The following is a 22607-nucleotide window of genomic DNA, read 5'->3' as shown; positions in this document are numbered from 1 at the left end:
ATAACGATCGTGGGGCCAGTCTGTTGCCGACGCAGAGCCATGGACTGCCCCTGTGTTAGGACATAAGAACCCGCGAAGCGCGCCCTTGTTCTGTGCGCGCTCGCAGATCGATCAGCGTCGGCGGCCAATCGGTCGCAGGCATAGGTCAGCAGAGAGGCTCCTACCTGTATGAAATCGGCATCCACCCGTCGCGCGCGGGTTTTGTTGGGCGCATCGGCGCTCGCCGTGTCGGCTCTCGCCCTAGCCGGATGCTCCGGCTCCGGCGGCTCCTCGAACTCGAGCGGTGGGTCGCTCACCATCGGCACGACCGACAAGATCACGAGTATCGACCCGGCAGGCTCTTATGACAACGGTTCGTTCGCCGTGATGAACCAGGTGTACCCGTTCCTCATGAACACGCCGTACGGCAGCCCTGACGTGAAGCCGGACATCGCGGCCTCGGCCAAGTTCACGTCGCCCACGGACTACACGGTCAAGCTCAAGAAGGACCTGAAGTTCGCCAACGGGCACGCTCTCACCTCGTCCGACGTCAAGTTCACGTTCGAGCGCCAGCTGAAGATCAACGACCCGAACGGGCCGGCATCCCTGCTCGGCAACCTCAAAGACGTCACGACGCCCGACAAGCTCACGGCCGTCTTCCACTTGAAGGTGCCGAACGACCAGACCTTCGCGCAGGTGCTCTCCAGCCCGGCCGGCCCGATCGTCGACGAGCAGGTGTTCTCGGCGGACAAGGTCACCCCAGACAACACCATCGTCAAGGGCGAGGCCTTCGCCGGCCAGTACACGATCAAGAGCTACAAGGTCAACAACCTGATCCAGTACAAGGCGAACCCGGACTACAAGGGTCTGCTCGGCGCTGCCAAGACCGGCACGATCAACGTGAAGTACTACAGCACGGCGCCCAACATGAAGCTGGACATCCAGCAGGGCAACATCGACGTGGCCTTCAGGTCGTTGTCTGCAACCGACATCGCGAGCCTCCGCTCCGACAAGAAGGTGAAGGTCGTCGACGGGCCGGGCGGTGAGATCCGGTACATCGTGTTCAACTTCAACACGATGCCGTACGGTGCCACGACCCCGGATGCCGACGCCAAGAAGGCGCTCGCCGTGCGTCAGGCGGCTGCAGACCTGATCGACCGCAAGGCGATCGCGAACCAGGTGTACAAGAACACCTACACGCCGCTGTACTCCTACGTCGCCCAGGGACTCACGGGTGCGACGGAGTCGCTGAAGCCGCTGTACGGCGACGGCAACGGCGGACCTTCGCTCGACAAAGCGAAGCAGGCACTCCAGGCAGCAGGCGTCACCACGCCCATCAACCTCAGCCTGCAGTACACGCCCGACCACTACGGCCCGTCGTCTGCGGACGAGTACGCCATGATCAAGGACCAGCTCGAGAACGGCGGCCTCTTCAAGGTCAACCTCGCCTCGACGGAGTATGTGCAGTACTCCAAGGACCGCGTCGCCGACGTGTACCCGGCGTACCAGCTCGGATGGTTCCCGGACTACTCCGATGCCGACAACTACCTCACGCCGTTCTTCGTCAAGGACAACTTCCTCGGCAACCACTACGACAACCCAGAGGTGCAGAAGCTCATCAACGAGCAGGTCGGGACGACCGACAAGTCGACCCGCACCAAGCTGATCGAGCAGATCCAGGACACCGTGGCGAAGGACCTCTCCACGCTGCCGTACCTGCAGGGATCCCAGGTCGCCGTCGTCGGTTCCGACATCAAGGGCACGACGCTCGACGCCTCGTTCAAGTTCCGTTACGCGCCGCTGCACAAGTAGCGCGTTAGAGCTCCGGCTCGCACAGCACAGCGAAGGGTGGCCCGGCCCCATGCGGTCGGGCCACCCGAACCTGTGCGGCACCACCATCCGGCGAACGAGGAAGTCATGACGGCCCTGCTCGAATCACCCGACCCGCTGTCGCAGACGACGGCCCCGGCATCCGTGCCAGGCAGCCGTCGTCCTGGCGGCGGCCTGCTCCGCTACATCCTCATCAGGTTCCTGCTGATCATTCCGACGATCTTCATCCTCGTGACGGTCGTGTTCTTCCTGATGCGCACCACGGGAGACCCCATCACGGCGGCGCAGGGGGGCCGCCTCCCGGCGGATGAGCTCGCCAGGCGCATCCACGCCGCAGGCTATGACCGCCCGCTGATCGTGCAGTACTTCCAGTACCTCGGCCAGATCCTCACCGGCAACTTCGGAACGACCTTCAGCGACCATCAACAGGTCACGACGGTGCTCGTCACCTATGGCGCCGCAACTCTCGAGCTGGCGTTCTACGCGCTGATCGTCGCCTTCATCGTGGGCATACCGCTCGGGATGCTCGCCGCCTACTTCAGGGACAAGGGATGGGACGCGCTGCTGCGCATCTTCGCCATCCTCTGCTACGCCACCCCGGTGTTCTTCGCCGGACTGCTGCTCAAACTGATCTTCTCGGTATGGCTCGGATGGCTTCCGGTCTCCGGGCGCGCGACCACCGGAGACGAGTTGACCATGCAGTCACTCGACCATCCGACCGGCATCTACCTGATCGACTCGTTCCAGACCGGCGACCCCGCCATCGTCGGCGACGTTCTCGCTCACGCAGTGCTTCCTGGCATAGCCCTCGGATTCCTCACGGCCGGCGTGTTCCTCAGGCTCGTCCGCACGAACGTGATCAGCACGCTGTCGACGGACTACGTGACATCCGGCCGCTCACGAGGGGTGAGCGAGTTCCGGCTGGTGCGTAAGCACGCCTACCGCCCGGCCCTCATCCCGATCATCACCGTCATGGGGCTGCAGATCGCGCTGCTGCTCGGCGGAGCCGTGCTCACGGAGACCACCTTCGAGTGGAAGGGTCTCGGTTTTCAGCTTGCCCAGTATCTGCAGGCCCGCGACTACGTGGCTGTGCAGGGCATCGTCGCCATGCTCGCCGTCATCGTGGCCATCACGAACTTCGTGGTCGACGTCATCGCCGCGCTCATCGACCCGAGAGTGAGGTACTGACATGGCGACCACCTCGGCCCTGCCCGCCGCGCCTGTGCGCAAACGCCCCGTCTGGTCGCGCATTCCCGTCGTGCACCAGCTGCAGCAGTCGATGGGTGTGCAGCGTGGGATGCTCGTGGCCGGGCTCATCATCACCGCCCTGTTCGTCGTCGTGGCGGTCTGCGCCCCGCTGATCGCCCCATACGGTTTCGCCCAGCTGCACGGTGCGAACGGCAAGGACTTCGGCTCCCAGCAGCCGCCGAGCCCGGCGCACATCTGGGGAACCACGGTCGGCGGTTACGACGTGTTCTCCCGGGTCATCTGGGGTGCGCAGACCGCGGCGAGCGTCATCATCGTCGCGGTCGTGCTGTCCATCTTCATCGGCGTGCTCCTCGGCCTCATCTCGGGCTACATCGGCGGCTGGCTCGATCGGGTGCTCGTCGTGGTCTGCGATGCGATCTACGCGTTCCCGACGCTGCTGCTGGCGATCGTCATGTCGATCGTCATCTCCGGCGGTCAGTCGAGCCTGTGGGGCGGCATCCTGGCCGCCGGGATCTCGATCACGGTGGTCTACATACCGCAGTACTTCCGGGTGATCAGGGCCGAGGCCGTGCGCATCAAGGCCGAGGCGTATGTGGAGTCGGCGAAGGTGATCGGCGCGAGCACCGGCCGCATCATGTTCAAGCACGTGTTCCGCAACTCGACTCGAACCCTGCCGCTGATCTTCACGCTCAACGCGTCGGAGGCGATCCTCACGCTCGCCGGTTTGGGCTTCCTCGGCTTCGGAATCGAGCCGTCGTCCGCCAGCGAATGGGGCTACGACCTGAACAAGGCCATCGCCGACGTCACGAGCGGCATCTGGTGGACCGGCCTCTATCCGGGCCTCGCCATCGTGCTCGTCGTGCTCGGCATCACGCTCGTCGGCGAGAGCCTCAACGACCTCGCCGATCCGCGGCTGCGCGGTAGGCGCGCCGTCGCAGCCGCCGCCGGGGAGACCGGGGACCTGAGCGTCGTGCCAGGTGGTCCGAACGAGGCGGAGGGCGGCCTGGACGGCCTGGAGCCCGGAGCCGGAATCGAGCACGAGGGAATCGAGGTGCGCGAGTGAACGCGACGGAACCGGCTTCGCAAGCGCAGGCATCCGACACGGCGAGCGCGGTGGTCATCGACGACCTCAGCGTCTCGTTCGCAACCGACGCGGGTGCGGTGAAGGCCGTCGACGGCGTGAGCCTGCACGTCGCGCCGGGGGAGGTGCTCGCCATCGTCGGCGAGTCGGGCAGCGGTAAGACCGTCACGGCCCGCACGATCCTCGGGCTGCTCCCCGAAACGGCCACGGCGTCGGGGGCGGTGTACCTCAACACCGATCAGGGACGCGTCGACGTCGTCACACTCAGCAACAGGCAGTTGCGCGAGGTGCGAGGCCCCGACGTTTCAATGGTGTTCCAAGAGCCATCCACCGCGCTCAACCCGGTCTTCAAAGTCGGTTGGCAGATCGCCGAGGGCCTGCGCGCCCATGGGGACATCTCGAAGAAGGATGCCCGCGAGCAGGCCATCGACATTCTCCGCAAGGTCGGCATCCCCGATCCGGAGACCAGAGTCGACTACTACCCGCACCAGTTCTCCGGCGGTCAGAAGCAGCGCATCGTGATCGCGATGGCCCTTGTGCTCGGTCCCAAGCTCATCGTCGCCGACGAGCCGACGACTGCGCTCGACGTCACCGTTCAGGCCGAGATCCTCGACCTGCTGCGGCGCTGTCGGGTGGAGTTCGGCTCGGCGATCGTGCTCATCACGCACAACATGGGCGTGGTGGCAGATCTGGCCGACCGGGTGGCCGTCATGTACAACGGTCAGCTGGTGGAAGAAGCGGATGTCTCCACCCTGTTCGCAGATCCGCAGCAGGACTACACGAAACGGCTGCTCGGCGCCGTCCCGCGCATCGGCGAGGGAACCGTGCAGGCCAGGGAGCGACTGGCGGCGCGCCCTGCCGGGTGGGCGAAGTCGGAGCCGGTGGTGCAGGCATCCGGCCTGAGCATTCAGTACCCAGGACGCCTCGGGCAGAAAGGCTTCGTCGCGGTCGACGGAGTGAGCTTCGCCATCCGGCCGGGCGAGGTGCTCGGACTGGTGGGGGAGTCGGGCTCAGGCAAGACGACCATCGGGCGAGCCATCGCCGGTCTCACGCGCGTCACCGGTGGCTCGCTGAAAGTGCTCGGACACGAGATGAACGGCGTCTCGGAGCGCCGGTTCAGGCAGGTGCGCGACAGGCTCGGCTTCGTGTTCCAAGATCCGGCCTCGAGCTTCAACCCGCTGCTGACCATCGCCCAGTGCGTGGCCGAGCCGTTCGTCGTGCACGGGCACGCGTCGAGCGCCGCGGAGGTGCGCGACCGGGTGGACGAGCTGCTGGAGGCCGTGCAGCTGCCGCGGTCGTACGGCGACAGGTATCCGCACGAGCTCTCCGGCGGACAGCGCCAGCGCGCAAGCCTTGCGCGGGCGATAGCGCTCAAGCCGCCGCTCCTGATCGCCGACGAGCCGACGAGCGCGCTCGATGTCTCAGTTCAACAGCGGGTGCTCGAGGTTTTCGCGCAGCTGCAGGCCGACTTCGGCTTCGCGTGCCTGTTCATCAGCCACGACCTGGCCGTCGTCGACCTGGTCGCCGATCGCATCGCCGTGATGCACCACGGCCTGCTGGTGGAAGAGGGCACGGGCGAGCAGGTGCTCGGGGCGCCGCAGGATGCCTACACGCGGCGGCTGCTGGCATCCCTTCCCGTGCCCGACCCGGAGGAGCAGGCGAAGAGGCGCGAGGCGCTGCGGGAGATCGTCAACGCCGAGTGAGGCGCACGGTCTCGCTGCTCAGTACTCGCCCTTGATGACGAAGTAGGATCCGCGGATGGTCCCTGCCAGCTTCGAGCGCTGCCGGGCGAACTTGAAGGCGGAGAGCTCCTCTGGAACCTCCATGCCCTCCGAGAGCTTGAACCCGACGGCGCGCTTGCCCGCCTCGGCGATGGTGTACATCACGTTGATCGAGAGCCCGGATTCGTAGAACACGTACGCCATGCGGATGCCGTCGACCTCGAACGCGGTCGCCTCGAGCGGCGGTGAGGCGATCACGATGCCGCGCTCCTCGGACAGGATGCGGCTCACCAACTCCAGCGTCGGCCCGGCCTCGGCTGCCGGCTCGACCTCGAACACGTGGTCGTACTTGTTCTTGAAGTACCGCGCCTCGTTCGCTCGCAGCCCGGCAAGGGCCTCAGCGACGGGGGAGCTCTCCAGGCCCGCAGTTGACACGTTCACGAAATCGACGATCTGCGACACTTGGCTCTCCTCTGGACCTGTGCGCTCCGCACTGGTCTCACGGGCGCTGCTGGCTGACGGGGCCACGCTAGCAGCCACCCTGCGCCCCTTTCGCGAAACCACGGTCGCGCGCCGAGGCGCCGGGTATCGTCCATTGCCGCGGAGGGCGGATGCGGTCTCGTGGTGAGGTGGGGGTGCGGATGCCGCCCCGTGACGCAGCAAAACGGCGCGTGTCGTCGTGTGACGCCACCCCCTGCATGCCCAGGCGGTCCCGCTTATCGTCGGTAGAGCATCCGGGTGCCGCAGACGCCGAGGATGCCCAGGTCGCCCGCCAGCGACCACCCGTGAGTGAGAGGACAGACCGCATGACCGAGCCGCTTCGCGTCGTCGCCGTCTCCGGCAGCCTGCACAACCCGTCGAAGACCGACGTGCTGATCGACGAGATCCTGCGTCAGTTGGGCGAGGAGCTTCCGATCGAGCCGCACGTGATCCGCATGACGGATGTCGGCCCGCAGTTCGCCGGTGTGCTGAACCGCAAGGAGCTGCCGCGCTCCGTCGAGGACGAGCTGCGTCGCGTCGAGACCGCCGACCTGCTTGTCGTCGCCTCACCCGTCTACCGCGCATCGTTCACAGGCCTGTTCAAGCACTTCTTCGACTTCGTCGATCAGTACGCCCTCGTCGACACCCCGGTGCTGCTGGCAGCCACGGGAGGAAGCGAGCGTCACTCGCTCATCGTCGAGCACCAGTTGCGACCGCTGTTCGGGTTCTTCCAGGCACTTACCCTCCCGGTCGGCGTCTACGCGCACGAATCGGATTTCGACGGCTACCGCATCGACTCGCCGCTGCTGGTCGAGCGCATCAAGACCTCCATCCACCGTGGCCTGCCGCTCATCACCTCGAGCGTGCAGGAGAAGCGGCGGATCCGTCAGTCCCTCGATGAGGGCGAGCAGGTCGACACGAACGTCGCCCCGCATGATCCGCAGCGCCCCGTGAGGCTGTACACCTGACTGGGCCCCCATCGCGAGGGGACCCGCGCGGCGCGTAGCGGCGGGTGGGGTAGCGGTAGGGGAGGCGAGAGCAGAGCGAGCTTGCTCGCTGTGCCGAGCCGATGGAGGGTGTTGAGCGGCGGAGCCGCGAGTACACGTAGACGCGTAGTGGGACACTCCGGACGAAACGTGCGCGAAATCACGGCACCCTAACCTTTCCGCGAGGCGCTTGAGACCCGATCGTCGCCGACCAGGCCGCTGACTTACGTAGACTTCCGTGAGTCGGTCGTCACATTCGACGGTCCCTGTCGACGCGAACACAGCACGCGTCGCGCCTCGAAGACGAGGAAAGGTATACGCACATGCGAATTCGATATGCGCTCCCGGCGGTCGCCGTGGCGACGGTGCTCCTGCTCACCGGATGCGTTGACAACTCGGGCGGCTCCGGTTCGGGGTCCTCTGGTTCAGGCGCATCCAATCCATATGGGGTCAAGAAGGACGACGCGCTCGCCAAGACACTTCCGTCGAAGATCGCCAAGGCCGGGGAGATCACGGTCGGAATGGACGCGACGTACGCGCCCAACGAGTACAAGGACTCGAACGGCAAGCCGATCGGGTGGGACGTCGACCTGGCCAACGCGCTCGGCGCGAAGCTGGGCGTGAAGATGAACTACACCATCGCCAAGTTCGACAACATCATCCCGAGCATCACGGGCGGCCGCTACGACATCGGCGTCTCCTCGTTCACCGACACGACCGAGCGCGAGAAGCAGGTCGACTTCGTGAACTACTACAACGCCAGCATCCTGTGGGCGTCGCAGAAGGGCAAGACGGTCGACCCCGACAACGCCTGCGGCCTGAAGGTGGCAGTTGAGGCCGGTACGTACGAAGACACCGACGAGGTGCCGGCCAAGTCGAAGGCGTGCACCGATGCGGGCAAGCCCGCCATCCAGGTGCTCAAATTCGACGGACAAGACCAGGCGACCAACGCGCTGGTGCTCGGCCAGGTCGACGCCATGAGCGCCGACTCCCCGATCACCGAGTACGCGATCAGCAAGCAGGGCGGCAAGATCCAGAAGGCCGGCAAGACCTTCGACATCGCCCCGTACGGCATCGCGGTCGACAAGGGCTCCGACCTCACCAAGGTCGTGCAGAAGACCATGCAGTCGCTCGTCGACGACGGGACCTACACGACGATCCTCAAGAAGTGGGGCGTCGACGACGGTGCTGTGAAGACGATCGAGGTCAACGCGGCGTCGAAGTCGTCCTCGTAGGCATCCCATGAGCGAGACGCAACACCGTGGTGAGGCGGACGGCATCCGATCCGCCTCGCCACGACCCCCCGCCTCCTCGATGGAGGGACAGCCCGAGGCGATCAGGGCGGTCAAGCTGAGGCATCCGTGGCGCGTGGCCGTGGCCGTCGTGCTCGTGGTGCTTCTCGTGCTGTTCGTGCTCGACGCGGCGCAGCGCAAGGCGTTCGGCTGGGCGGATGTCGGCAAGTACCTCTTCGACGTGCGCGTCAGCCAGGCGGCGCTCATCACGCTCGAGCTGACGGTCTACTCGATGATCATCGGCATCGTCCTCGGGCTCATCCTCGCCATCATGCGGCTGTCGCCGAACCCGGTGCTGAAGGCTGTGGCCTGGCTCTACCTGTGGATCTTCCGCGGCACCCCGGTGTACGTGCAGCTGGTGTTCTGGGGCCTCATCACGCTCATCTACAACTCGATCGTGATCGGCATCCCCTTCGTGCACACGTGGGCCGTCCTCCCGATCACGTGGGTGCCCCCGCTGTTCTTCATCTCGGTGGTCGGACTCTCGCTCAACGAGGCCGCCTACATGGCCGAGATCGTTCGCGCCGGTCTGCTCTCGGTCGACCCCGGCCAGGAGGAAGCGGCGAAGGCGTTGGGCATGTCGTGGTGGCAGACCATGCGGCGCATCGTCATACCGCAGTCCATGCGCGTCATCATCCCGCCGACGGGCAACGAGGTCATCTCGATGCTGAAGACCACCACCCTTGTGGCGGCGGTGCCGTTCACGCTCGATCTGTTCGGCCGCTCGCGTGACATCTCGGCCGAGACGTTCACGCCCATTCCGCTGCTCATCGTCGCGTCGCTCTGGTACCTGTTCTTCACGTCGATCCTCATGGTCGGCCAGTACTTCCTCGAGAAGCGGTTCGCGCGCGGCACCGGCCGAGGGAGACCGGTGGTGGGGATCGCCGATGGCGGAGTGAACGCATCCGGGGCCGTCGGCGGCGTCGGCATCGACATCGGAGGAAAAGGATGAGCGGCACGGTGGGCGGCTCCACCGCAAGCACCCGGGCGAGTTCGGCGGCGTCGCGCAGCGGAGCATCCGCGCCCATGGTGGACGCGATCGCCGTCTCTAAGAGCTTCGGCAGCAACAAGGTTTTGAAGTCGATAACGCTCAGCGTTCAGCCAGGCGAGGTTCTGTGCGTGATCGGGCCGAGCGGCTCAGGCAAGTCGACGTTCCTCCGGTGCATCAACCACTTGGAGCGCATCGACGCCGGTCGGCTCTACGTCGACGGCGAGCTCGTCGGGTACCGGCAGAAGGGCGACAAGCTCTACGAACTGAAGCCGGGGGAGGCATCCAGACAGCGCAGAGACATCGGCATGGTGTTCCAGCACTTCAACCTGTTCCCGCACATGACAGCGCTCGAGAACGTGATCGAGGCGCCCATGCGCGTCAAGGGAGTGCGCAAGCAGGATGCCCTCGCCCGCGGCCGCGATCTGCTCGCGCGGGTGGGCCTGGAGAGCCACAGCGGTCACTACCCTTCGCAGCTCTCTGGCGGGCAGCAGCAGCGGGTGGCCATCGCGCGCGCACTCGCCATGGAACCGAAGCTCATGCTGTTCGACGAGCCGACCAGCGCGCTCGACCCCGAACTGGTGGGCGATGTTCTCGACGTGATGCGTGGTCTTGCGGAGACCGGAATGACCATGGTCGTGGTGACGCACGAGATGGGATTCGCCCGCGAGGTCGGCGACTCGCTCGTGTTCATGGACGGCGGCGTCATCGTCGAGTCTGGCGATCCGCGCGAGGTGCTGGCCAATCCGCAGCAGGAGCGCACGAAGGCATTCCTGTCCAAAGTGCTCTGACCTCTTCTCGCTGCCGGTTGCAAGCGGCATAAAGTGGGCGATATATCGTGACGGTGGTTGCGACGGTGGTCTGACCGAGGAGGTCCATGATGGGCGGTTCGTACACGAGGGGCGGCTTCGGCTCGCGAGGTCTTGGCGGCCAGGGAGCGGCCCATCAGCTTGCCGACGCCGTCGACCAGCTGCGCTCGATGCTGTTGCAGCGTGGAGCGCCGCGTGAGGAAGGCGGCGACGTGCGCCCGGCCGTACTCGCGCTTCTGCTGGAGAAACCCATGCACGGCTACCAGATCATCGCCGAGATCGAGAAGCGCAGCCGGGGTGCATGGAAGCCGAGCCCAGGCTCCGTGTATCCCACCCTTCAGCTGCTGGTCGACGAGGGCGTGATCGAGCAACAGGTCGCGGACGGGCGCAAGACCTACTCCCTCACCGAGACGGGACGGGAAGAGGCGGAGGCGTGGTCCGGCCGAGGCGCTCCGTGGGAGGGCGAGCAGGGATTCGACCCGCTCGGCATGGGCCCGTTGCCTAAGGCCGGCATGGATCTCGCTCACGCCGCCGCCCAGGTGAGAAGGACGGGTACTCGCGAACAGGTCGAGCAGGCGGTGGCCGTGCTCGACGAGGCGCGTCGCAAGCTCTACTCCATCCTCGCCCAGGACTGACGGGATGGCCCCGGCCGTCCAGCAGACGTCGCCGCCTGACGGAGCCGCCCGCTCGCGCTACCGCCGCATCCTCAGATTCGCGCTGCGCTACCTCGTCCAGACCTGGTGGTACGAGGTCATCCTGCCGCGCATCGGCCTCGGCCGCATCGCGGACAGAGGCAGGGCGCACAGGCTCGTCGACGTCGCGCAGCGATTCCGTTCGCTCGCCGTCGAGCTCGGCGGACTGATGATCAAGGTCGGCCAGTTCCTGTCGTCGCGGCTCGACGTGCTGCCTCCGGAGATCACCGCGGAGCTCTCGGGGCTCCAGGATGAGGTGCCGGCCGCACCGTTCACTGCGATCCGCGCCCTCGCCGAGGCGGAACTCGGCGTGCCCTTGGCCGGCGCATACGCGTGGTTCTCCGAGGCGCCGGTGGCCGCTGCATCCCTCGGCCAGGCGCATCGCGCCCGGCTGGCGCCTCAGGATTCCGACGAGTGCGGCTTCGAGGAGGTGGTCGTGAAGGTGCAGCGTCCAGGCATCCAGACCATCGTGGACGTCGATCTCGCGGCCCTTCGTCGCGTTGCCGGCTGGCTCAGCCACCTGCGAGTCGTCTCCGATCACGTCGATCCGCGCGCGCTCGTCTCGGAGTTCGCGAAGACGAGCCTGGAGGAGATTGACTACCTCCACGAGGCGGCAGGAGCCGAACGCTTCGGCGAGCTCTTCGCCGACGACCCGCGCGTGTGCGTGCCCGAGATCGTCTGGGAGCGCACGACCCGGCGCGTGCTCACCCTCTCTGACGTCACGGCCATCAAGATCAACGACGTCGATGGGCTCCGCGCCGCAGGCATCGACCCGCACGAGGTGGCCTCGGTCTTCGCGGAGGTGATGTTCGAGCAGCTGTTCGGAAACGGCTACTTCCATGCCGACCCGCATCCCGGGAACCTCTTCGTCACGCCGAGCGGCCCGGGACGCGGGGACGGCGACCCTGCCTGGCGCCTCACGTTCGTGGACTTCGGCATGATGGGCGAGGTCACCGACGAGCTGCGGGATGGCCTGCGCCGCCTGCTCATCGCGGTCGCCTCGCGCGACGAGCGCGGCCTGATCGAGAGCATCCAGAACGTGGGCATCCTGCTGCCGAGCGCCGACACTGCCGAGCTCGAACGCGCGATGACCAGGCTGTTCGACAGGTTCGGGGGCATGGGATTCGCGCAGCTGCGCAAGGTGGACCAGCGCGAGTTCCGCGAATTCGGGCGCGAGTTCGGCGAGGTGGTGCGGTCGCTTCCGTTCCAGCTGCCGGAGAACTTCCTCCTCGTGATCCGCTCGATGTCGCTCACGTCGGGCGTGTGCAGCTCGCTCGACCCGGAGTTCAACATCTGGGACGCGATCGAACCATACGCCACACAGCTGATGCGCAAGGAGAGCGGAAACGTGGCTGCCGCCGTGGCGCGAGAGGTGCTGTCGGCAGCTGGAATCGCACTTCGGCTGCCGGGCCGGATCGATCAGCTCATCACTCGAATCGACCAAGGCGTGGTCACGGTCGCGACGCCAGCCATCGACCGTCGCCTCGGTCGGCTGGAACGCCTTGCACGCAGGGCAGTCGGGTCTGTGCTGTTCGCGGGGTTCCTGATCGGGGGAGTGCTGTTGATCCCGACGGCCGCACCCCTTGCCGTCGCGCTGATGTGCGCGTCGGCGATACCCCTGCTTTACGTTCTCTTCGGCAGGACGTGACGCGGCGGCACCTCAGCAGAAGAGCTCGAGAAGGCGCCTGCAACGCACGGGATCTTCGGTGAGGCCTCTCGGGATGCCCCACAACAGGTAGGACATGGAGCGCAGCACCACCCACGCCCGCGCCCGCGCCTCCGGCACCCTGGCGATCTGGACGAACCGCTCGAACGCCGTCCGCACGTCGCCGGCGTGCGGCAACTCGTCGAGTCTCGTCCAGAGCACACGTCCGATGTCGTACTCGCGGTCGCCGCTCAGCAGCACGGGATCCACGACCAGCCACGACTCTCGTTCCGCGGCGAGGACCTGCTCGAAATGCAGGTCTCCGTTCACGGCGCGGCGCTCCGACTCGTCCGCCGCACGTTCGGCGGCGAACGCGAGCGCCACATCCAACTGGGTGCGCGGTGTCGGCCGCCCCGTCGTGCGCCAGTCCGGCTCGAAGTCGTCGAGCAAGCCGGCCGCGATCGCCGCCGTGGACGTCACACCGTCGGGAACGGGCACTGCGAGCGTGCGCGCCAAGCGCGCGAGCACCTCGACCGCCTGGAGCACGGGCAGCGAGGCAAGCGAGCGGGACCCGTCCAGCCGCTCGAGAAGGAGTGCCCGGTTCGCGGCGTCCACGTCGATGAGCCGGACGGTGCCTCGCCCGTCCCAGACCCGCAGTGCCCGCGCCTCTTCGCTCACGTCGTCTCCGGGCGGCGCCAGACGCAGCGCCAACCGATCGACGCCGCGACGCACGGGAACGACGAGTGCGTTGCTGCCGTGCATGGGTGAACCGTCGAGTGCGAGGCCCCAATTGCGGCATTGAGCATCCACCAGGGCAGGGAGACGCTGCAGCCAGGCGCGGCCGGCTTCGTCATAACCCCAGCGCGGCATGGCACGGAAGGTGCGCGGCACGGCGATCACCGGATCAACCTAGCCGCACACCGTCCGCGCTTGCGCTTGTGCTGGCGCCGGTCGCGTCAGGCCTTGGCCACCTCGACCTCGACCACTGCCCACGACAGGGCGGGAAGCGTCGCGCGCAGTACTCCGCCGTCGACCGCCACGTCCCGCAGCTGGCGAAGGCCGACGCGGTCCTGGTTCTGCTCGTCGTTGGTGGTGAACCTGTCACCCTGCTCGGGAGCCGTCAACACCTCGGCGCCCACGATGCGAGCCGAGTCGAATCCCCGCAGCGCGACCGCGACCTCGGCCGACTCGTCGAGCCCGCGGTTGGCCAGGAACAGGGCGATCCGGCCGGTCTCCTCGTCCCAGGTCGCGCTCGCGTCGACCACATCGGCGTCGCCGTACTTGGCCGTGTCGAACCTGTCGCTGGTGGTGGCAAGCCGCAGGATCTCGCCCTTGGCGAGCGCAGACATCCGCGCGAACGGCCAGAAGATCGACTGCCGCCACGCCGGTCCGCCCTCTTCGCTGCGGATGGGCGCGATCACGTTGACGAGCTGGGCCTGGTTCGCGATGGTGACGCGGTCGCCGTGGCGCAGCAAGGAGTTGAGCAGCGTGCCGACCACGACGGCGTCCGTGACGTTGTACTCGTCTTCGATGATGCGCGGATGCTCGCGCCATGCCCCGCTGGCCTCGATCGACGAGAGCTGGTCGTCGCCCCCACGAGAGGACTGGTACCAGACGTTCCATTCGTCGAAGGAGAGGTTGATGTGCTTGGAGTGCTTCCCCTTCGCCCGCACCGCATCGGCGGTGGCGATGACGCCCTCGATGAAGAGATCCATGTCGACGCCGGAGGCCAGGAAACTGGCGACGTCGCCCTCCTTCTCCTCGTAGTAGGCGTGCAGCGAGACGTAGTCGACCACGTCGTACGTGTGGCCGAGCACGGTCTGCTCCCACGATCCGAAGGTGGGCATCCCGCGGTTGGAGCTTCCGCTGGCGACGAGCTCGATCGAGGGATCGACCAGGCGCATGGCCTTTCCGGCCTCCTGCGCCAGACGGCCGTACTCCTCGGCGGTCTTGTGCCCGATCTGCCACGGGCCGTCCATCTCGTTGCCGAGGCACCACAGCTTGATGTTGAACGGATCGGCCGCGCCGTTCTTCTTGCGCAGGTCGCTCAGATACGTGCCGCCGGGGTGGTTGGCATACTCGACGAGCGCGCGAGCGGCGTCGACGCCACGGGTGCCGAGGTTGATGGCCTCCATGATCTCCACGTCGGCCTTCTTCGCCCAGCCCGCGAACTCGTGCAGGCCGAAGGCGTTCGTCTCCACCGTGTGCCAGGCGCCGTCGAGCCGGCGCGGCCGGGACTCGACGGGGCCGACGCCGTCCTCCCAGTTGTAGCCGGAGACGAAGTTGCCGCCCGGGTAGCGCACGACGCTCACGCCGAGTTCCTTCGTGAGCTCGAGCACATCGAGGCGGTAACCGTTCTCGTCGGCGTCGGGATGACCGGGCTCATAGATGCCGGTGTACACACAGCGGCCCATGTGCTCGACGAACGAGCCGAAGATGCGCCTCGGTACGGGACCGACGGTGAAGTCGCGATCGACGGTGATGCTGGCGCGGGTCATGGAACTCCTTCGTCTTTGTGGTGCGTCGCGCAGACCGCAGGGCGCGCGAGGGCGCTATTCCTGCGACTATGACCAGCGAACAGATTACATCGTTGCATTGGATCGGCGAAGTCATGTCCGAAAAGTGTGAGCCGTCCCGGTGATGTGTGACGCGTTCGAGGGACGCGTCACGAGATGCGTTGCTGTCGACACTCGTGAAACGAGGGCTTGCGCTACGCCGTCCGGGTGCTACCTTTACCACGTTGAAATGAGCGTCCGCGCTCCCGCAGCGGTCTCAGCACGCGCGGCAGAACGCGGTTCCACGACAAGGAGGTCGTCGACGATATGGCGATGAGCAACAGGTCGCTCAGCAGGCGCGGATTCCTCGCAGCCGGCTTGGGCGCGGCAGCCGTTCCGCTTCTTGCGGGATGCTCGAGCAACACAGGCAAGACCGTCGCCGCCGGCCTCTTCGGCACGAGGCTGCCCACGTCGACCCTCATCTACTGGAACCTGTTCGGTGGCGGCGACGGCACGAGGATGCAGGCGATGGAGGCCGGCTACCGCAAGCAGTACGGCGGTGACTCGCTGCAGGCCACGACGTTCGCCTGGGGCAACCCGTACTACACGAAGGTGACACTGGCCACCGTCGGCAACAAGCCGCCGGACGTGGCGGTCTCGCACCTCACGAGGGCGAAGCCCCTCTGGGACGGCGGCCTGCTCGAGCCGATCACCGACAACGATCTCGCATCGGTCGGCTTGAGCGCCTCGGACTTCAGCCAGCGGCCGTGGAACGAGCAACGCACCAACGGGAACAACATCGCGGTGCCGCTCGACACGCATCCGCTGGTCATGTTCTACAACGAAGACGTCTGCCGCAAGGCGGGTCTGCTGGACTCGAGCGGCACGTTGAAGAAGTTCAACGACATGAACTCGTTCGAGTCGGCGATGGCCGCGATCAGCAAGGTGACCAAGGGTCCCGCAATGACCATCGCCAACGTTGCGGGCGAGACGGCGACCCCCTGGCGCGTGTTCTGGACGTTCTACAACCAGCACTCGTCGGCGACGCCGTTCCTCTCCGACAACGGCTCGAAGCTCACGGTCAACGAGGACGTCTTCAACGACGTGACGACGCGCCTGCAGTCCTGGGTGAAGAAGGGGTGGGTCAACAGCGGTCTCGACTACGCCACCGCCGAGTCGTACATGTTCAGCGGCAAGTCGGGGCTGTACCTGGAGGGCGAGTGGGAGATCACGACGGCCCAATCGGTGAAGGGCCTGAAGTTCGGCATCGTGCCGGTTCCGACGCTGTACGACAAGCCCGCAACCCAGGCGGACTCGCACACGTTCGTGCTGCCGAAGAAGGATCGCACGCCGGAGCAGCGCAAGCAGGCGATGCTGTTCATCAAGTCGATGCTCGACCAGAGCCTCACGTGGGCGAAGGGCGGGCACATTCCGGCGTTCCAGCGGGTGGCGCAGAGCTCGGCGTACCGGGCGCTGACGCCCCAGTCGGACTACGCGTCGGTGGCATCCAGTGCGGTCTACGACGACGCTGCATGGTACGGCGGTTCCGGTTCGACGTTCGAGAACATCGTCGGCGCCCAGCTCGGCCTCGTGCAGCAGCTCTCGCTGTCCCCTCAAGAGGCCTTGCAGGCCATCAAGTCCCAGTTGCGGGTGTACCTGAACACCCCCAGCCCGCTCTGATCGCACCCTTACTCCCGGAGGTACCACCGTCGTGACCACCGCAACCGCCGCCCCGCCTCGGACCCGTGCCGCACGGAGTTCGGGCCTCACCTACCGTTCACCGATGCAGCGCAAGGATGGCCGCAGCGCGTGGCTCTTCCTCGCCCCGTTCGGCATCTTCTACCTGGCGTTCCTGCTCGGACCCACCATCTACATGCTCGTGATGAGCTTCTTCAACACGTCGATGGTGCGCACCGGCCTCGGGTCATTCGCGGGATTCGCGAACTACGCGGAGATGCTCAGCCGGCCGGACTTCTGGAGCTCGCTGCTGCACACGCTGCAGTTCACGCTCTACACGACCCCGCCGTTGGTCATCCTCGCCTTCATCTTCGCGGTGCTGACTAACCGGTTCAATCGCGGTCAGTGGTTCTTCCGCCTGGCCTTCTTCCTGCCGTTCATCCTTCCGTCCGCCACGATCTCGCTCATCTGGGTGTTCGTCTTCACGCCGAGCACGGGACTATGGGCGCTGGTCGAGACCTGGTTCGGTGTGACGCCGGGTTCCGGCGTTCTCTCCAGTCCGAACACGGCCATGATCGGCGTGGCCATCGCCACCGTGTGGTGGACGCTCGGATTCAACTTCGTGCTCTACCTCGCGGGCTTGCAGGAGATCCCGCGCGAACTGTATGAGGCCGCGGCGGTCGACGGTGCGTCCGCGTGGTCGCAGATCCGTTACATCACGATCCCGATGCTCGGACGTACGACGACGCTGGTCGTTCTGCTGCAGATCATCGCCAGCCTGAAGATCTTCGACCAGGTGTACCTGATGACGAACGGCGGCCCGGGAATCTCCACTCAGGTGTCGCTCCAGCTCATCACGGGAACCGCGTTCACAGACAACAGGCTGGGTGCGGCATCCGCGGCGAGCGTACTGCTGTTCATCGTGATCATCGCGATCGCGATCATCCGCCAGCTCACCGACCGCTCTGCGGCGAAGAAGGAGGCCTGACATGGCGATCTCGACCCCGAGCCCTCGGCTCAAGTCGCCCATCTCGAGCGCCGCCCCGGCGCGCCAGACGTCGTCGTCGCGGGTGAGCGGACGCACGTTCAACATCGTCTCCCTGATCGTGCTCATCGTCTTCGCGATCATCTGGCTGATCCCCGGCCTGTTCGCGCTGAAGACGTCACTCACCGACAACGGCACGGCCGCGCTCGGCGCCTCCGCGATCCTCAGCAACTGGAATCCGACGCTGGCCTCCTACGCCTCGTACTTCCAGGCCGGAGACATCTGGAACTGGTACATCGCCAGCGCTGTCACGTCGGTGGTCACAGCAGTGCTCACGGTGTTCTTCGCGTCGATGGCGGCGTTCGCGCTCTCGCGACTGCGGTTCCGGGGGTCGAACACGGTGCTGTTGCTGATCATCCTCGGCATCATGATCCCGAGCCAGGTGCTCATCGTGCCGATCTTCCAGGAGCTCAACGCGCTCAGCCTGCTCAACACGTACTGGTCGGTGATCTTCCCGCAGGTGCCAGCCGTGATCGCCGTGTTCATCTTCAAGCAGTTCTTCGACGGCATCCCTCGTGAACTCGAGGAGGCGGCGCGCATCGACGGTGCGAACACGTGGAAGGTCTACTGGTCGGTGATCATGCCGCTGTCGCGTCCGGTGCTCGCTGCGGTGACGATCCTCACGTTCGTCGGCGTTTGGAACAACCTGCTGCTGCCCTTGTTCGTGCTCTCCAACCCCAACCTGATGACGATCCCGGTGGGACTCGCCACGGTGCAAGGAAGCTACGGTCAGCGCTACGCGGACATCCAGGCCGGGGCGATCCTCGCGGCGCTGCCGCTGATCATCCTTTACCTGATCTTCCAGCGACGCATCGTGGAGGGCGTCACGGGCAGCGGCCTCAAGGGCTGAGCCGGACTGAGCCGGATCACACAGCGCGGGTGCTGTCGCGCACGATGATGCGATGCTGCACCGTCGTGAGCGTCGGCTCCTGTGCGCGGTTGCCGATACGGGCCTCGAGCCTGTCGAGGGCCGTATCGGTGAATGCGCGTTTGTCGAACGACACTGTGGTCAGGGGCGGCGACGCGTACTCGCCGTGTGCGATGTCGTCGAAACCGGCGACCGAGATGTCCTGGGGGACCCGGATGCCTCGCCGCCACAACGTGCTGAGCGCGCCGATGGCGAGCGAATCGGTGAAGCAGAACAGGGCATCCGGAAGCGGGAAACGGTCGAGGTAGCCGTCGACGGCGGCGGCGCCGCCGTGCGGCTCCCAGTTGTCGCAGCCGATCTCGAGCGAAGGGTCGAGCGGGACGCCGGCATCTGTCAACGCCCGACGGTAGCCGACGGTGCGCAGCATCGAAGTGAAGGTTCTTCGGCGAACGGGAGAGCCGAGGATCGCGATGCGGCGGTGGCCGAGCGCGATGAGCATGGTCGTCATGTCGTAGGCGGCCTGGTCGGGGTCGACCCGCACCTGGTCGAGCCGCTGCTGCTCGACCTCGCCGATGAGCACGGCAGGCGGAAGGTGCGCGGAGTCATCCTGCAGCGCGAACTCGTCGGAGACGATCGGGTTGAGCACGACCCCGTCGACCATCTGCGCCCTCGCGCGGGAGAGCAGCTCCTCCTCGCGTTCGGGCCGTGCGCCGGTCTCCTCGATCTGGATGCCCCATCCTCGCTCGTGCGCGGCCTCGACGAAGTGGTGGGCCATCTCGGCCGAATACGGCGTGGCCAGATCGGGGAGCGCGAGGGCGATGACGCCGGTGCGTCCATTGCGCAGCCCCCGCGCGCTGAGGTTCGGCACGTAGTCGAGCTCGGCGAGGGCCTTCTCGACCCGTTCCCTCGTTTCCGGCCTCACGAACACGACGCCGTTGATCACGTTGGAGACGGTCTTGGGCGACACGCCCGCGAGCGCGGCGACATCCTTCACAGTTGCCCGCATGGCCCACCTCTCACCCAGGGGAGCCTACCGCCGCCGTGGCGGCACGCGGCACGCGGGGCCGGGACCCGGGTCAGCCCGTGTTCTGGAGGCCGGCGGCGACGCCGTTCACGGACAGGAGGAGGAGCCTGCGCAACTCGTCCTGCTGCGTCTCGTCGATGCTCGAGGCATCCGCCTGCGAGCGCAGCGCCCGCAGCGCCCGCAGTTGCAGCAGGGAGAGCGCGTCGACATAGGGACTGCGCAGCCGCACGGCCCTTCGAAGAACCGGCCGGTCGGCCAGTAGTTCGGACGAGCCGCTCGCCTTCAGCGCCCACTCCCGTGTGAGCGCCATCTCGTCCAGCACGAGTTCCGCGAGGTCGTCGCGGTCACCCAAGGCGAGGTAGCGACGGGCGAGACGCTCGTCGGTCTTTGCGAGCGACATCTCGACGTTCTCGATGAGCGTGCGGAAGAGCGGCCAGCGGCGGTAGGCATCCTGCAGCAGGCTCTCGTCGCCGACGGATGCCAGTGCCGAACCGAGCCCGAACCAACCGGTCAGGTTGATGCGCGCCTGCGTCCATGCGAAGACCCACGGGATGGCGCGCAGGTCTTCGAGAGACTCCAGCGACAGCCCGCGGCGGGCGGGACGCGAGCCGAGCGCGAGCAGCCCGATCTCTTCCTGCGGCGTCACGAGCCCGAACCACGGTGCAAAGCCATCGGAGCGCACCAGGCGGTAGAACCTGTCTCGGCTGACCTCGTCGAGCCGGGCCGCCAGGGCGGTGAACTCCGTCGCGGCGCTCGCGTTGCGCTCGCCGATCGACGGCGCGGAGGCCATCAGCGTCGCTGCTGCGATCTGCTCGAGGTGCCGCACCGCGATGACGGGATCGCCGTATTGCGCGAAGATCACCTCACCCTGCTCGGTGATCTTGAATCTGCCGTCGACCGACCCTGGCGGCTGCGCGAGCACGGCCTCGTTTGCGGGCCCACCGCCGCGGCCGAGCGATCCGCCTCGGCCGTGGAACAGCGTGAGCACGATGTCGTTGCGCTTCGCCCACTCGGCGATGCGGGCCTGTGCTTCGTAGAGGGCGAGCGTGGCGGAGACGGGGCCGACGTCTTTGGACGAGTCGGAGTAGCCGAGCATGACCTCAAGGCGTCGACCGGTCTGCTCGAGGCGCTTGCTCACCTCGGGCAGGTCGATCATGCGCTCGAGGATGTCCGTGGACGCCTTGAGGTCGTCGAACGTCTCGAACAGCGGGATGACGTCGAGCACGGGAGCCGCATCGGCCGAACCGAGCGCGTGCTCGGCGAGGCGGTACACGTTCGCGATGTCGTCAGCGGACTGCGTGAACGAGATGATGTAGCGGCGCGCGGCGTCCACGCCGTAGCGACTTTGCAGCTGGGCGATGACGCGGAAGACGTCGAGCACCTCTGCGCTCATTTCGTCGAGGTCGTCGTCACCTCGTGCGCCTGCGGCGATCGCTTCGAGCGTCTGGCGGTGCACCTTGGAGTGCTGACGCACCTCGAGCTCGGCCAGGTGGAATCCGAACGTCTCGACCTGCCAGATGAGGTGCTGCACCTCGCCGTACGCGTTGCGCAGGTCACCTGCCTCCGCGAGCGAGCGCTGCACGATGCGCAGGTCGGCGAGCAAGGCATCCGGGTTCTCGTATGCGAGGTCGGCGTCGCGCCTGCGCGTCGCGGCGATGCGCTCGGCCACCACGAGCAGCACACGACGGTGGGGCTCGTTGGGGGAGCGCGTGGCGACATCCGCCGTGAGCTCTTCCGCGAGGGCGCGCTGGCGCCGCCACAGGTCTTGCAGCTCCTGGCTGGGCGGCGTGTCGCCGGCGTCGAGTGTGAGCGTGCGGCCGATGCGGTCGGTGGCGCGCTCGAGCCCGAGCAGCACGTGCTCGGATGCGATGGCAGCGGCCTTGCGCGTGACCTTGGCCGTGACGAACGGGTTGCCGTCGCGGTCTGCGCCGATCCAGCTGCCGAAGCGCACGAACGAGCGTGCCTCGGGGGCGCGCGGTGAGGCATCCGGCCCGGCGAGCCGCTCGTCGATGAGGCGGTAGACGCGCGGCAGCACCTGGAACACGGTCTGGTCGAAGATGTTCATCGCCGTGCGCACTTCGTCGAGCGGCGTCGGGCGATTGGACCGCAGCGGAGCGGTGCGCCAGAGCGTGTCGATCTCGGCCAGCAGCTGGCGCTCGTTCTCCATGCGCGCGAGCGCGCCGAGCCGCGGGTCGTCGTGTTCGGCTACGAGCTCGCTGATGCGACGGATGGCATACGCGATCGCCCGCCGGCGGGCCTCCGTCGGGTGGGCCGTGAGCACCGGGCGGAACTCGAGGTTCGCCACGCGCTCCCGGGCTTCGGCATCGCCGACCTCTGCGCTGAGGGCGGCGAACGCGCCCGCGAACGACTCGGCGGGCCGATGCCCGTCGGCGGTCCACGGGTCGCGCGCCAGCAACACGCGCACGCGGTGTCGCTCCTCCGCGAGGTTGACGAGGTGGAAGTAGCAGGTGAATGCGCGAGCAACCTGCTCCGCGCGCTCGAGCGTGAAACTCTCGACGAGCGCCTCGGCATCTTCGATGGATGCCTCGCCCTTGCGCTCGTAGGCATCGATCGTGAGTGCACGTAACTTTTCGACATCGTCGAGCAGGTCCTGCCCGCCGGACTCGGCGAGCACGCGGCCGAGCAGCTCGCCGAGGAAGCGTACGTCGGCGCGCAGCGCCTCCGGCACGTCGCCGCTGCGCAGGTGACGCGCCGCGACCGACTGGTCTGCCGGGTCGCTGAGGGAATGGTTCGAGGGGGCACCGTTCGTCATCGCCCTCAAGGGT

18 protein-coding genes are annotated in these 22607 nt (G+C 66.8%); 13 read left to right on the top strand and 5 right to left on the bottom strand.

Annotated elements, in window-relative coordinates; genetic code table 11:
• The first annotated feature begins 168 nt into the window (after positions 1-168).
• From ACO2Q7_RS05525 to ACO2Q7_RS05510, 4 genes are all read left to right on the top strand, one after another.
• Positions 169-1791 (top strand): ABC transporter substrate-binding protein, encoded by a 1623-nt coding sequence (locus tag ACO2Q7_RS05525; protein WP_423354613.1) that lies wholly within the window; start codon positions 169-171, stop codon positions 1789-1791.
• A 105-nt stretch (positions 1792-1896) separates the two neighbouring features.
• Entirely contained in the window at positions 1897-2997 is a 1101-nt protein-coding gene (locus ACO2Q7_RS05520; RefSeq protein ID WP_423354612.1) for an ABC transporter permease, read from the top strand.
• 1 nt (position 2998) lies between these two features.
• Positions 2999-4081, top strand: a complete 1083-nt coding sequence (locus ACO2Q7_RS05515) for an ABC transporter permease (protein ID WP_423354611.1) — start codon at positions 2999-3001, stop codon at positions 4079-4081.
• The gene (locus ACO2Q7_RS05510; RefSeq protein WP_423354610.1) at positions 4078-5802 is read left to right on the top strand and encodes a dipeptide ABC transporter ATP-binding protein; all 1725 of its coding nucleotides are present in this window, start codon (positions 4078-4080) and stop codon (positions 5800-5802) included. Before ACO2Q7_RS05515 ends, ACO2Q7_RS05510 begins: the two co-directional genes overlap by 4 nt.
• Positions 5803-5820: 18 nt before the next feature.
• On the opposite strand, the gene ACO2Q7_RS05505 is transcribed toward ACO2Q7_RS05510, so the two are convergent.
• Positions 5821-6282 carry a phage tail protein gene (locus ACO2Q7_RS05505; RefSeq protein WP_423354609.1) on the bottom strand — a complete coding sequence of 154 codons (462 nt, stop codon included), beginning with the start codon at positions 6280-6282 and terminating at the stop codon, positions 5821-5823.
• A 344-nt stretch (positions 6283-6626) separates the two neighbouring features.
• Here ACO2Q7_RS05505 and msuE point away from each other — a divergent pair, with 344 nt between their 5' ends.
• From msuE to ACO2Q7_RS05475, 6 genes are all read left to right on the top strand, one after another.
• Complete coding sequence (msuE, locus tag ACO2Q7_RS05500; protein ID WP_423354608.1) at positions 6627-7268, top strand: FMN reductase; 642 nt, start codon at positions 6627-6629, stop codon at positions 7266-7268.
• 341 nt (positions 7269-7609) lie between these two features.
• Positions 7610-8521 carry an ABC transporter substrate-binding protein gene (locus tag ACO2Q7_RS05495; RefSeq protein WP_423354607.1) on the top strand — a complete coding sequence of 304 codons (912 nt, stop codon included), beginning with the start codon at positions 7610-7612 and terminating at the stop codon, positions 8519-8521.
• Between the two features lie 7 nt (positions 8522-8528).
• Entirely contained in the window at positions 8529-9530 is a 1002-nt protein-coding gene (locus ACO2Q7_RS05490) for an amino acid ABC transporter permease (RefSeq protein ID WP_423354606.1), read from the top strand.
• A gap of 74 nt (positions 9531-9604) precedes the next feature.
• Positions 9605-10357 (top strand): amino acid ABC transporter ATP-binding protein, encoded by a 753-nt coding sequence (locus ACO2Q7_RS05485; protein WP_423355974.1) that lies wholly within the window; start codon positions 9605-9607, stop codon positions 10355-10357.
• A gap of 89 nt (positions 10358-10446) precedes the next feature.
• Positions 10447-11010, top strand: a complete 564-nt coding sequence (locus ACO2Q7_RS05480; protein WP_423355973.1) for a helix-turn-helix transcriptional regulator — start codon at positions 10447-10449, stop codon at positions 11008-11010.
• Positions 11011-11014: 4 nt separating this feature from the next.
• A complete protein-coding gene (locus ACO2Q7_RS05475; RefSeq protein WP_423354605.1) occupies positions 11015-12715 on the top strand; it encodes an ABC1 kinase family protein in 1701 nt (566 codons plus the stop codon).
• 12 nt (positions 12716-12727) lie between these two features.
• On the opposite strand, the gene ACO2Q7_RS05470 is transcribed toward ACO2Q7_RS05475, so the two are convergent.
• Both ACO2Q7_RS05470 and ACO2Q7_RS05465 read right to left on the bottom strand, forming a co-directional pair.
• Positions 12728-13612 (bottom strand): aminoglycoside phosphotransferase family protein, encoded by an 885-nt coding sequence (locus tag ACO2Q7_RS05470; protein ID WP_423354604.1) that lies wholly within the window; start codon positions 13610-13612, stop codon positions 12728-12730.
• A gap of 56 nt (positions 13613-13668) precedes the next feature.
• Positions 13669-15210 carry an alpha-N-arabinofuranosidase gene (locus ACO2Q7_RS05465; RefSeq protein ID WP_423354603.1) on the bottom strand — a complete coding sequence of 514 codons (1542 nt, stop codon included), beginning with the start codon at positions 15208-15210 and terminating at the stop codon, positions 13669-13671.
• 330 nt (positions 15211-15540) lie between these two features.
• Between ACO2Q7_RS05465 and ACO2Q7_RS05460 the strand changes: the two genes are divergently transcribed.
• The 3 genes from ACO2Q7_RS05460 (at position 15541) to ACO2Q7_RS05450 (ending at position 18779) form a co-directional block, all read left to right on the top strand.
• Positions 15541-16887: an extracellular solute-binding protein gene (locus ACO2Q7_RS05460; RefSeq protein WP_423354602.1), complete on the top strand. Its 1347-nt coding sequence runs from the start codon at positions 15541-15543 to the stop codon at positions 16885-16887.
• Between the two features lie 103 nt (positions 16888-16990).
• Positions 16991-17872: a carbohydrate ABC transporter permease gene (locus ACO2Q7_RS05455; RefSeq protein WP_423354601.1), complete on the top strand. Its 882-nt coding sequence runs from the start codon at positions 16991-16993 to the stop codon at positions 17870-17872.
• A gap of 1 nt (position 17873) precedes the next feature.
• Complete coding sequence (locus ACO2Q7_RS05450) at positions 17874-18779, top strand: carbohydrate ABC transporter permease (RefSeq protein WP_423354600.1); 906 nt, start codon at positions 17874-17876, stop codon at positions 18777-18779.
• Between the two features lie 16 nt (positions 18780-18795).
• Here the strand turns inward: ACO2Q7_RS05450 and ACO2Q7_RS05445 are convergent, their stop codons facing one another.
• Both ACO2Q7_RS05445 and ACO2Q7_RS05440 read right to left on the bottom strand, forming a co-directional pair.
• Positions 18796-19803: a LacI family DNA-binding transcriptional regulator gene (locus tag ACO2Q7_RS05445; protein ID WP_423354599.1), complete on the bottom strand. Its 1008-nt coding sequence runs from the start codon at positions 19801-19803 to the stop codon at positions 18796-18798.
• A gap of 70 nt (positions 19804-19873) precedes the next feature.
• A complete protein-coding gene (locus ACO2Q7_RS05440) occupies positions 19874-22594 on the bottom strand; it encodes a phosphoenolpyruvate carboxylase (protein WP_423354598.1) in 2721 nt (906 codons plus the stop codon).
• Between the last annotated feature and the right edge of the window lie 13 nt (positions 22595-22607).

Origin of the sequence: Rathayibacter sp. KR2-224, assembly GCF_049446075.1 — a bacterium.
GTDB lineage: Bacteria > Actinomycetota > Actinomycetes > Actinomycetales > Microbacteriaceae > Humibacter.
Note: the sequence above shows the minus strand (reverse complement) of the source record. Positions and strands in the feature narration are given on the sequence as shown.

Excerpts from the sequence above, each read along its gene's own strand:
- ACO2Q7_RS05455 (WP_423354601.1), top strand. The coding sequence starts at position 16,991 with ATGCAGCGCAAGGATGGCCGCAGCGCGTGGCTCTTCCTCGCCCCGTTC.
- ACO2Q7_RS05460 (WP_423354602.1), top strand. The coding sequence starts at position 15,541 with ATGAGCAACAGGTCGCTCAGCAGGCGCGGATTCCTCGCAGCCGGCTTG.
- ACO2Q7_RS05475 (WP_423354605.1), top strand. The coding sequence starts at position 11,015 with ATGGCCCCGGCCGTCCAGCAGACGTCGCCGCCTGACGGAGCCGCCCGC.
- msuE (WP_423354608.1), top strand. The coding sequence starts at position 6,627 with ATGACCGAGCCGCTTCGCGTCGTCGCCGTCTCCGGCAGCCTGCACAAC.
- ACO2Q7_RS05525 (WP_423354613.1), top strand. The coding sequence starts at position 169 with ATGAAATCGGCATCCACCCGTCGCGCGCGGGTTTTGTTGGGCGCATCG.
- ACO2Q7_RS05465 (WP_423354603.1), bottom strand. The coding sequence starts at position 15,210 with ATGACCCGCGCCAGCATCACCGTCGATCGCGACTTCACCGTCGGTCCC.
- ACO2Q7_RS05485 (WP_423355974.1), top strand. The coding sequence starts at position 9,605 with ATGGTGGACGCGATCGCCGTCTCTAAGAGCTTCGGCAGCAACAAGGTT.
- ACO2Q7_RS05440 (WP_423354598.1), bottom strand. The coding sequence starts at position 22,594 with ATGACGAACGGTGCCCCCTCGAACCATTCCCTCAGCGACCCGGCAGAC.
- ACO2Q7_RS05450 (WP_423354600.1), top strand. The coding sequence starts at position 17,874 with ATGGCGATCTCGACCCCGAGCCCTCGGCTCAAGTCGCCCATCTCGAGC.
- ACO2Q7_RS05445 (WP_423354599.1), bottom strand. The coding sequence starts at position 19,803 with ATGCGGGCAACTGTGAAGGATGTCGCCGCGCTCGCGGGCGTGTCGCCC.
- ACO2Q7_RS05495 (WP_423354607.1), top strand. The coding sequence starts at position 7,610 with ATGCGAATTCGATATGCGCTCCCGGCGGTCGCCGTGGCGACGGTGCTC.
- ACO2Q7_RS05515 (WP_423354611.1), top strand. The coding sequence starts at position 2,999 with ATGGCGACCACCTCGGCCCTGCCCGCCGCGCCTGTGCGCAAACGCCCC.
- ACO2Q7_RS05480 (WP_423355973.1), top strand. The coding sequence starts at position 10,447 with ATGGGCGGTTCGTACACGAGGGGCGGCTTCGGCTCGCGAGGTCTTGGC.
- ACO2Q7_RS05490 (WP_423354606.1), top strand. The coding sequence starts at position 8,529 with ATGAGCGAGACGCAACACCGTGGTGAGGCGGACGGCATCCGATCCGCC.
- ACO2Q7_RS05520 (WP_423354612.1), top strand. The coding sequence starts at position 1,897 with ATGACGGCCCTGCTCGAATCACCCGACCCGCTGTCGCAGACGACGGCC.